Origin of the sequence: Shewanella sp. MBTL60-112-B2 (assembly GCF_019655055.1) — a bacterium.
In the GTDB taxonomy this organism is placed as follows: domain Bacteria; phylum Pseudomonadota; class Gammaproteobacteria; order Enterobacterales; family Shewanellaceae; genus Shewanella.
Map to the genome: position 1 here is coordinate 1 of NZ_BPFA01000054.1, position 10,527 is coordinate 10,527.

The 10,527-nt window shown below is 43.8% G+C and carries 8 protein-coding genes, 1 tRNA gene and 1 riboswitch; of the genes, 8 read left to right on the forward strand and 1 reads right to left on the reverse strand.

Annotated features, from left to right (window positions below; translation table 11 throughout):
• The first annotated feature begins 110 nt into the window (after positions 1-110).
• A tRNA-OTHER gene (locus K5Q73_RS20995) sits at positions 111-216 on the forward strand.
• A gap of 335 nt (positions 217-551) precedes the next feature.
• On the opposite strand, the gene K5Q73_RS21000 is transcribed toward K5Q73_RS20995, so the two are convergent.
• Positions 552-1,448 (reverse strand): ABC transporter substrate-binding protein, encoded by an 897-nt coding sequence (locus K5Q73_RS21000; RefSeq protein ID WP_220763803.1) that lies wholly within the window; start codon positions 1,446-1,448, stop codon positions 552-554.
• Positions 1,449-1,636: 188 nt separating this feature from the next.
• Between K5Q73_RS21000 and K5Q73_RS21005 the strand changes: the two genes are divergently transcribed.
• The 7 genes from K5Q73_RS21005 to K5Q73_RS21035 all read left to right on the forward strand — a co-directional run bounded on the left by K5Q73_RS21005 (position 1,637) and on the right by K5Q73_RS21035 (position 10,222).
• Positions 1,637-2,521 carry an ABC transporter ATP-binding protein gene (locus K5Q73_RS21005; protein WP_220763805.1) on the forward strand — a complete coding sequence of 295 codons (885 nt, stop codon included), beginning with the start codon at positions 1,637-1,639 and terminating at the stop codon, positions 2,519-2,521.
• A complete protein-coding gene (locus tag K5Q73_RS21010) occupies positions 2,518-3,501 on the forward strand; it encodes an ABC transporter permease (RefSeq protein WP_220763807.1) in 984 nt (327 codons plus the stop codon). Before K5Q73_RS21005 ends, K5Q73_RS21010 begins: the two co-directional genes overlap by 4 nt.
• Positions 3,502-3,823: 322 nt before the next feature.
• Entirely contained in the window at positions 3,824-4,732 is a 909-nt protein-coding gene (locus K5Q73_RS21015; protein ID WP_220763809.1) for a DmsE family decaheme c-type cytochrome, read from the forward strand.
• Between the two features lie 12 nt (positions 4,733-4,744).
• On the forward strand, positions 4,745-6,751 hold the full coding sequence (locus K5Q73_RS21020) for an MtrB/PioB family decaheme-associated outer membrane protein (protein ID WP_220763811.1): 2,007 nt from the start codon (positions 4,745-4,747) through the stop codon (positions 6,749-6,751).
• 342 nt (positions 6,752-7,093) lie between these two features.
• A riboswitch (cobalamin riboswitch) is annotated at positions 7,094-7,313 on the forward strand.
• A gap of 296 nt (positions 7,314-7,609) precedes the next feature.
• Positions 7,610-8,515 (forward strand): adenosylcobinamide-phosphate synthase CbiB, encoded by a 906-nt coding sequence (cbiB, locus tag K5Q73_RS21025; RefSeq protein WP_220763814.1) that lies wholly within the window; start codon positions 7,610-7,612, stop codon positions 8,513-8,515.
• A gap of 14 nt (positions 8,516-8,529) precedes the next feature.
• Complete coding sequence (cobD, locus tag K5Q73_RS21030; protein WP_220763816.1) at positions 8,530-9,666, forward strand: threonine-phosphate decarboxylase CobD; 1,137 nt, start codon at positions 8,530-8,532, stop codon at positions 9,664-9,666.
• Between the two features lie 7 nt (positions 9,667-9,673).
• Positions 9,674-10,222, forward strand: a complete 549-nt coding sequence (locus K5Q73_RS21035; RefSeq protein WP_220763818.1) for a histidine phosphatase family protein — start codon at positions 9,674-9,676, stop codon at positions 10,220-10,222.
• The last annotated feature ends 305 nt before the right edge of the window (positions 10,223-10,527 follow it).

Here is a 10,527-nt window from a genome sequence, read left to right on the forward strand (position 1 = left end):
ACTTGATATGTAGACCAGCGAAAGCTGGTTTTTTTGTACCTGAAATTCATGGAATAAACACTTGATGCATCAATAAGTGAGTTCACTCTTGCAGCGAAAGGCAAAATGGACTCGGGATGGAGCAGTTTGGTAGCTCGTCGGGCTCAGCTATTTATAACAGCTTGTCGAAGGTCGTTGCCAGTTCTGTTATAAAAAGTAATCCGGCTCCCGCAACCAATTCTTTAATTAAAGAATAAAGTGATATGTAGGCCAGCGAAAGCTGGTTTTTTTGTACCTGAAATTCATGGAATAAACACTTGATGCATCAATAAGTGAGTTCACTCCTGCAGCGAAAGGCAACATGGACGCGGGATGGAGCAGTTTGGTAGCTCGTCGGGCTCAACTTCTTATAACGACTTAGCGAAGGTCATTGCCAATTCTCTTATAGAAAGTATCTAGATAACTTGCGGCATACTATTGATTATTTAATTATGAAATAGGTGACTTCGCCTGCTTACCTATTTCGACCTAAAACAATTATTAATATTGAATGCGATTAACAGTATTTGTGATTATTGTGATGTGCCATAAATCGCTTCAGCCAGCAGTCTTGCGGCTTGTGGAATGCTAGGGCCAGCTTGTTTGGTAACGGCTGAGTCAATAAACCTAACTGTATCGTTATTTACAGCATTGACCTTATCTGCATCTTCGCGGCCTTTGATTTCTGCGATAGTGGTTGTGCCACTACCAGCCTCAGGCCCTTGAAATACCGGGCCTGTTGCATCAGGCCACATTGGCAATAAAATCACATCTGGGTTGGCTTTAACAACTTCGGGCCAAGTCACCATAGGTGCAATACCATCGCGCTCAGCAAATATCGGTTCAGCACCAACTAGCTCTATAAGCTCGGTCATATAAGAGTGCTTACCTGGCACACATTTGTAGAAATAATTGATTTCGTAGTACACCTTAGGTGATGGTTGTGACTGAAATTGAGCAGCGATTTCAGTGAGCTCAGTTTTTATTGATGACACCAATGTATCAGCTTGAGTCTCATGACCAATAGCGTCTCCAAGTAAGGCTATCTTGTGGTATACCTCTTCAAGACTTGACTCCTCCATATGGATCACTGAGTAACCTAAAGATTCGAGCTTGGCTTTTAAGCCAAGCTGTAAGCTAGTTGCTGTCAGTACCAGATCGGGTTTTAAGCGGGTGACATTTTCAACCGTGATATCAGTAAATCCACCGACTACCGCGATACGGTTCTGTTTGACGCGATTAGGTACCTCTGCAGGGAAGCGCGCATAACTTGTCACACCAACTAAGTCGTCAATGGCACCGATTTCGGCAACGGTGTGGCTCCAATTTGGAGCAAGTGAGACGATTCTAAGTGATTGAGCAAAAGCACTAAAAGAAAATTGCGGAGCAATTAATAATGAAACCAGCAATAAGATTTTTATTAGGTGCATGGAAAAGCCTGAGAATAAGAATTTATAGAGATCATGAGTAGTTCTTTGATAAAGACAAGTGTGTCAAAACGGGTTTGCGCACCAGTACACAAATATGAATCTAAGAATAAAAGTCTGTTAAAAACCCCAGTGTTTTTTTTAATAACTCTGCTGACAATACAGACCTTTATTAAGGGCTCGAGGTTGTATTGTCAGTATTATTGAGTGTGCGTGACCTGACTCACCGTTACGGTGATTTTACTGCGGTCAATAACATAAGTTTAGATATTAAGACGGGTGAGTGTTATGGCTTACTGGGCCCCAATGGTGCGGGTAAGTCTACAACGCTTGAGATCCTTGAAGGTTTGCTAACCCCTACTCAAGGACAAGTACTGTATCGGGGCTTGCCTATTGGCAAAAACTTCAAGCAAGAAGTCGGCATTCAGTTCCAGTCGACAACCTTGCCTGATTATCTAACCGTATCAGATTGCCTCAAGTTATTTGCCAGCTTTTATCAAAGCCATACGCCTATCGCAAACCTGATAAAGCAGTGTCAGCTTACCGAGATTGCCGACAAACTTCATTACAACTTATCTGGAGGGCAGAAACAGCGTTTGCTACTGGCATTGAGCCTGATTAACGATCCGACATTGTTATTTCTAGATGAGCCGACAACTGGTTTAGATCCACAAGCTAGGCTGCACTTCTGGCAGCTAGTACGCGAGATTAAGCAACAGGGAAAAACCATTATTCTCACCACCCACTATATGGAAGAAGCTGAGCAGCTTTGTGATCGGATAGCGATTATGGATAGGGGAGAGTTTATTGCAGAAGGTACGCCAGCAGCCTTACTTGGAGATAACTTTTTACCACAGATTGTTGAACTTGACGGTGTGTTTTCCCAACAGGATTTTGGGGCATTGCCTATTCGAGTCTCTGAGTGTGCAGGGCGAACTCGGGTGGAGTGTCACTCATTTAATGAGTTGATGACTGCATTTAAAGCCAGCGCACCTTCGCTAAATGGCATGTCGGTTCGCAAACCCAACCTTGAAGATCTGTTCTTAAAACTAACAGGAAATGAGCTGCGTATATGAATGCACTGCTAGCACTGATCAGCGCGCGTAACCTTGAGTTTTGTAGAGATAAGTCTGCGTTAGGTTGGTCTCTATTATTCCCGATCATCATAGTTATCGCTTTAGTTTTGGTATTTGATGACGATAACCCAAGCCTTTATCAACTTGGTGTTTATGGTGAAGTTCCAAAACTGGAGCAAGTAAAGGCGTTAAAACATATCGAAATTATCTACTACCAAGATCTAGAGCAGGCGAAGCATAAGGTTTCTCGTCACCTGATTGATGGTTTACTCAGTGGAGACAGTTACTGGGTCAATCCAGACAGTGCTCAAGGTTACATTCTTGAACAAGTCATATTAGGCAAGTTACCTGAGCTACAAAAGAGCGCGATTACAGGCAAAGCAGTGCGCCATGTGGAGTGGTTGCTACCAGGCATTATCGGGATGAACATGATGTTTTCTGCCCTCTATGGTGTGGGATATGTCGTAGTCAGATATCGCCGAACGGGCGTGTTAAAGCGCCTTAAAGTGACCCCATTATCAGCGTGGCAATTTTTGGCATCGCAACTCCTCTCTCGCTTAGGCGCAACGGTATTATCAGCGATTATAGTATTTGCGGTGATCGCATTGATGTTTGATATCCGCTCTCAAGGCAACATGTTGTTATTAGTTCTTAATACTTTGTTGGGCAGCGCCGCCATGATCAGTATTGGTTTGTTGGTTGCCAGCCGCACGCGTTCGGATGAGTTGTGTAATGGACTGCTAAACGTGATTTCTTGGCCGATGATGTTTCTATCTGGGATCTGGTTCTCTCTTGAAGGGAGTACACCATGGGTCCGATTCCTAGCTGACTGCTTACCCCTAACACATATGAATGACGCCAATCGCGCTGTGATTATTGATGGTGCAGGGCTCTTCGATATTAGCGACCATCTTATGTTTTTGGTGGCAATTACCCTCGTTTGTTTAGGGGCGGCGAGCCGCAGTTTTCGCTGGGACTAATTCAAGGGGTTTAATACGAGATAATCATATTAAATACCTGAATATATAGAGGTTAAGTGAGTTTGCTGTTTGATTTATGGCAGCTTTTGCGCTGTGTATTGATAAATGCGCCATAAAGCATAAGCGACAATGGGTTAAAGCGGCTTTGAATATCGTTACAGATAACAACCTGTGAAAATATTTAATAGCATAGTTAACACTTTGGGAAATGCTGTCATAAATCATAGAGTAATTATTTCTTTAATCCTCTAGCCTTAGGCTGAAATAACCATATTTCAGTTAGTTAGACTTAAATAATTAAAAAACTTAACGGCAGATGATGATGAAACTATTTAATGTTATGGGTGTAATGCTCGTGCTTTTATCTGGAGTATCTACGGGGGTTACAGCTGACCCTCTTGATACATTAATGAAAAAATTTGAAGAGGGTAATTACTCAAAGAAGGGCGCTGACACTTGCATTATGTGTCACAAACGTTCTGATCAAGTGATGGCCATTTTTGACAGCGTCCATGGGCAAGCTGGCAGTAAAGGCCCAATGGCTGGACTTCAATGTGAAGCTTGTCATGGTCCCCAAGGTAAGCATAAAGGTAAGAACGAGCCTATGGTCAGCTTTGGTGAAGATTCGCCATTAACGGCGCAAATGCAGGACTCAGTTTGTACCGCCTGTCATAACGACACTGCACAGATGGCGTGGCACACCTCGTTACACGCTGAGCAAGATGTGAGTTGTGTGAATTGTCATCAAGTACACGTTGCACAAGATCCTGTGATGAACCCAAGCCAGCAAGTTGACACTTGTGTGAGTTGTCACACTAAAGCTAAGGCTGACATGAATAAGCGCAGTTCACATCCTCTTAAGTGGGGCACCATGGTGTGTAGCGATTGCCACAACCCACATGGCAGCATGAGCGACCATGAACTGAAAGGTTTTGATACCAACCAAACCTGTTATGAATGTCACGCAGAAAAACGCGGTCCTTTCCTTTGGGAGCATGCACCAGTAATGGAAAATTGTGCAAATTGTCACGATGCTCATGGCAGTGTTAATGCTGATTTACTCAAATCTCGCGTCCCAATGCTTTGTAAGCAATGCCACGCAGGTGACGCGCATGCTTCAACAGCACCTGGTGATAATCAAAGCATTCAAACTGGTGGCCAAGGTTGCTTAAATTGCCATAGTCAAATTCATGGTTCTAACAATCCATCTGGCAAAGCCTTTCAGTTCTAAGGGGACAAGTATATGAAATTCAAATTAAGTATCGTCGCCTTAGCATTAGCGACTATCAGTAGTGGAGCAAGTGCCTTCGATTTTGGTGTCACAGCCGCAAAAGCTGCGAAACAAGAAAGCAGCTGGAAGTGCAGTAAGTGTGTGAGTCCTTCGCAGGTGTTAGGCAGTGTTAGCTTAGAAGTGGGCATGTTAGACAGCGAGGATGACCATGCCGCTAATCGTTTACGCTACACCGAAGGTTTTGCCGTTGGAGTGAATGCCGACACTGTGATCAATAATCAAGGTTATCGTACAGAGGTTTATGCTGATGGACTTGGCAGCGAGCAAGCGTTAGCTAAATTAAAAACTGGCCGTTTAGGTCAGTGGAGTGTTGAAGCGGGCTATCAAGCAAGTAATCAGTATGATGCTGACAATGCTCAAAGTCGTTGGTTAGCAAATGGTGGTAACTTGATTGAGCAACAGGGGTTAACCACTCAAGAGTTAGCCCTTGAACGTCAAAAGTTTACTCTTGAAGCAGACTTTAGTCACAACCGCTTTGGTAGCTATGTGGCCATGAGCAGCGAAGACAAAACCGGTAAGCAGCGCAGTAGCATGACAAACGGCAGCATTGATGCGATTAACATTGCAGCTCCAGTCGATCACACAACGCAAAACTTACGTGCCGGCATTAACCTTAAGGGAGCCAACTGGTTCACTGAGCTAAGTTATAACGGCAGTTGGTTTGACAATAACATCGAAAAACTGTCAATCGAGCAGCCAGGTTTTGCTGATGCGGCTCAAGCTGTTGATAACCAAGCCCACTTTGTGACTCTGCAAGGCAATTATATCTTTGACCGCAGTTATATCGCAGGGCGCGTGGCCAGCGGTAATATGAGCCAAGATGGTGATTTTATCACCTTAACAGGTGTTGCTGATGGTAATCTAGGCGCGGATGCTGAGGTTGACACCTTAGATGCCAACCTAAAGTTCTCTAGCCGCGTAATGAAAGGGCTTCGTCTTAATGCATCGGTAGATTATTCAGATCGAGATAACAACACAGAACTTCATGAATATGAGCAGGTAAGTATCGATGGTGTGACCGGTGAGCTTGTTCAAAATACGCCATATGACACTACTCGCAGTGCTTACAAACTCAGTGCAAACTACCAACTAATGGCAGGCCAACGCATTGAGGTGGGCTATGATCGCATTGAAACAGAGCGTACTAATCAAGACCGTGAAGAAACCGATGACAACATCTTCTGGGCCCAATGGCGCGCGACAGGCTTTGACATGTGGGATCTACGTGTAAAAGGTAGTTACGCAGATAAGGGCGGTTCGCAGTTCTTGTATAACGACGCGGTCAATGGATCTGAAGATCAGTTAATGCGTAAATATTATCTAGCGGACAAAAAGAGTAGCAAAGCAGAAGTATTTATTACGCATACGCCAATCGACAGTGTTGCCATTAGTGCACATGGTTACTATTCGCTTGATGATTACGCCAATTCCAGCATAGGTTTAACGGAATCAAACAATTATGGTTTTGATTTAGGTCTAAGCTGGCAGGTAACCAAGGACTTGCTACTGAGCTCTGACGGTGGTTATCAATGGTTAGATAATCAACAAGCAAGTAGCAAGAGTCAGTATGCAGGCTATTGGGCTGCTGATACCAATGAAGAGTTTGGTTTTGTTGGTGCAGGGTTTACTTATAGTGGTTTGAGCGACTCAGGGATCACCATTGGTGGTGATTACAACTTTGCCATCTCATTCAGTGACAGTTATGTAGATGGCAATGATGTATTTGGCATGTATGAGTCTACAAGTCATCATGCAAATTTATACGTAAACTACGCAATAAGTCAGCAAATAGTTGTTGGATTACGTTATGAGTTTGAAGCGTATGAAGACAGTGATGATACGCAGTTACCTGTCGATTATTACCCTGGAACAGGCCCGACTGGATTAACGACTCTTGGTCTGTTAGATCACGATTATAAAGCCCATTTAATACTTGCAACTGTGCAGTATCGTTTTTGATGCAATGATCAGTAACTCACAAGGCTGCGCTATTGTCGTCCCTGCAAGGCATAGTAGCTGCAGCTAAGTGTGGTACACAAAAATGGTCATATAAAAAAGCAAGACGCTTTACATGCTGAATAACAGCAGTATTGTTAGGTGTACGAGCTAAACAAAAGTAAGTTTCATTAAACTTGCTCCCATCTTTACCGAGAATAGAGGCATCTATTCTCGGTTTTTTATTACTGATTTAATCTTGCCTATCAAATCGAAACCCAAAATAGGTGACTCAACGCTCAGGAATTAATTTGAATGAATTTTACTGTTGAAAGTAACAGTGAATAAGATGCGATTTTTATTATAGAATCTTCATGTTATCAGGGAGCTGTAAGGCTAATGGGGGAATCGGATTTAATTTCCGAACTGTACCCGCAACTGTAACTGGCATATTTTCAAATTCATGTTTTGTCACTAGCTATCTTGTTATAAGTGAGCCATCACGGGCTTGAGTAACACTGGGTATGTAACAGAACGGAAATTAGAGCCAGAAGTCAGAGTACCCACCTTGATAGTAAAAGCTGTAAAACTGGGCGGGCGCTCTCGGTTTTGTAAATTCACGCATCTGTTGCGCGTGCGTTTAGCCCCTGTTTTCAGCATCTTTTATCCGTTGGATTATTTATGATGCAGAACTATCAATGAATCACTATTCCAGAGTCATCTTACAGACTAGCAATTCTCTTCAGGCTGAAACTGTTGGCATGCTCCAAACCTTGCCCAGTGCCTTAAGTCTAACTTCAATAGTCCGTTGGCCCATAAGTTGGCAGTTTTCTTTCCGCAATATTGAGCTAGTGGCAGATCGACAGCAGGAGAGATCCAGCTATGTGTTTTGATCCTCTCTACTGCGCCGGGATTATCTTTCTAGCATTACTGCTAGATAAAACCCTAGGTGAAATCACCCGTTTTCATCCCCTAGTTGGCTTAGGCCGTTATGCGAGTTGGATTAAGCATCATCTTTGGAAGCCGACAAAAGCCAGAGGCATTTTAGCCGTATCTTTAGTATTGCTGCCATTATTGCCTTTGTTATTACTGCCGCGATTTTGGTGGTTAGATGTATTGGTGCTGTATTTTGTTATCGGTGCGAGAAGTCTATCAGAGCATGGTAATGCAGTAGGTGACGCACTTAAGCTCGGCGATTTAAGTCTTGCTAGGCACAAAGTTAGCATGATCGTTAGCCGTAAAACTGAAAACCTAACAGAACAGCAGGTGGTTAATGCAACCCTCGAGTCGGTACTCGAAAATGGTAATGATGCCGTTTTTGGTGCGCTGTTTTGGTTTACTGTTGCTGGCCCCGTCGGTGCTTTGCTATATCGATTTAGTAATACCTTAGATGCCATGTGGGGCTATAAAAATCAAACTTACCTTGAGTTTGGTTGGTGCGCGGCAAAACTTGATGATTTTCTCAATTTTATTCCAGCACGTTTGTGTGCTCTGGCTTATGCCCTTGGTGGTAAAACGGCGCTAGCGCTTCAATGTTGGCGTGTACAAGCACCGAAATGTGCTAGCCCAAACGGCGGCGTGGTGATGGCAGCGGGTGCCGGTAGCTTAAACATTACCATGGGCGGCGCGGCAGAATATGACGGCTATATATGTGATAAACCAGTATTAGGACAAGGGCGTCCAGCAGAGGCAAAAGATATTAATAGGGCTGCAAACCTTGTCTGGTTAAGCGCTATCTATTGGATTATTGCCTTGTTGCTACTGGCAGTATTAATTAATATTTTATAAGTGGTATCTAGAATATGACTCTTTTACACCATGGTGGCCGACTACAAAGTGCAATCAGTGAGTTTGGTGGCGGTGCACAAGATTGGTTAGATTTATCAACGGGCGTGAGCCCATGGCATTATCCAATCCCTGAAATACCCGTAGCCTGTTGGAACCGTTTACCGGAAGAAGAAGATGGATTAATCGCTGCTGCTGACCAATATTATGGTGGTCACAATGCGTTACCTGTATCAGGGTCGCAGGCTGCAATTCAGGCCTTACCTAGTGTGTTAGCCGCTCAGCGCGGCGGGCCTGGTGTTGTTCTATTACCCAAGGTGGGCTACAAGGAGCACGAACGAGCTTGGCGCAAGCAGGGTTGGCGGGTTGAATATTATGCTAGTTTACAGTCTGGCGGCTATTCAAAAGACGCTTCTAACTGCCAGTTCAATAAACAGACATGCAACGCCGTCTCTCCAACAGCAGAGCAACTACAGCGATGTGATGCATTAGTTGTTATTAACCCTAACAATCCAACAGCTTGCCTAATATCTAATGCCTTATTGAGACAGTGGTTAAATCTGCTAAAAAGCCGCGGCGCTTTTCTGGTTGTAGATGAAGCCTTTATGGATATGACTCCAGAGCAGAGTCTTGTTGGTCGATGTGATGATAACTTGGTTATTCTTCGTTCTATAGGCAAGTTTTTCGGACTTGCAGGAATACGAGCAGGTTTCGTATTTGCACCAGCACCTGTCCGGCTAGCATTGCAAACACTGCTGGGCCCATGGTGTCTTAATGGGCCTGCAAGATATGTCTGTACTCAAGCGCTTTCAGATAGCCAGTGGCAACATATACAACAAGATCGATTGGTGTTAGCCAGTGATAGACTGGCTAAATTGTTATCCGAGTTACCTGGGCGTGTTGTTGGCACCGGCTTGTTTCAAACCGTTTATATGCACGCTGCTCGGCAGTGGTTTCAGTTGCTGTGTCACAACAAGGTGTTAGTGCGTCTGACCGACGAGCAAGATGCGATTAGGGTCGGCTTACCTGCAGATGAAGCAGAGTGGACAAAGTTAACGCTGGTACTCGCACAAGTACTTAGAGAAGAAGCACAAGAGCGAACACAAACGGTTAATCATGGGGTTAATGTAGTTGGCTTGGGCGATAAGGAGTAAGGCTAGTATGAAGATACTCTTTTGTCGCCATGGTGAAACTCAGTGGAATAAGCTGGGCAAGTTGCAAGGACACCTAGATAGTCAACTTACATTAACTGGAATTGAACAAGCTAAGCTACTCGGCCAACAGCTTGAAAAATTTTGCCCTGAACTCATTATCACCAGTGATCTTGGCAGAGCGGTATCGACAGCAGAATGGCTAAATCAGCGCTTAAATTTACCTATAGAGCTTAATGCTTTATTACGCGAAAGGTGTTTTGGTGAGTTGCAGGGCTTATTACGTCAACCAGAACAAAATGAGCGACTTTGGCAGGCTTATGATAATCGTTTTAACGCAAATCATATCGCCATCAATCGTGCCGAGTCAGCAACTGCGGTATTAGCGAGAGTAGAACGATTTCTTACCGATATCGCTTCGCTCAAGGTTAATACACTCATTGTGGTTGGCCATGGTGAATGGCTTAGGGTGTTGCAAAATGTCAACATGGGTCATGCGCCGTGGTCTGATCAACAACGGGTGCCTGCTAATTGTGAATACCTTGAATTTTGCATCTAACCAGCAGACTAATAAGTAAAGGCTGTTGAGACTGAGCCAACAACCGCTTATGTAGATCCTGCTTTCAAAAGTTAGCCTATATCAGTTTAGCTGCCCCTGTGCGTTACGAGTTGACTGGGGGCATTAAAAGCTATGAGCTAAAAGAGAATAGTTTTATAAAACAAGATTAAAAGTTCTCATGTAAACCAAGCTGGTTGCTTATTGTCCCTCCTTAGTATTGATGCTAACTTGCATAAACTATTTTCAAGGTGCAATGGCTTTATCGACTGTCTCGCCAAAACCTATATCATCAACTCGATATATAT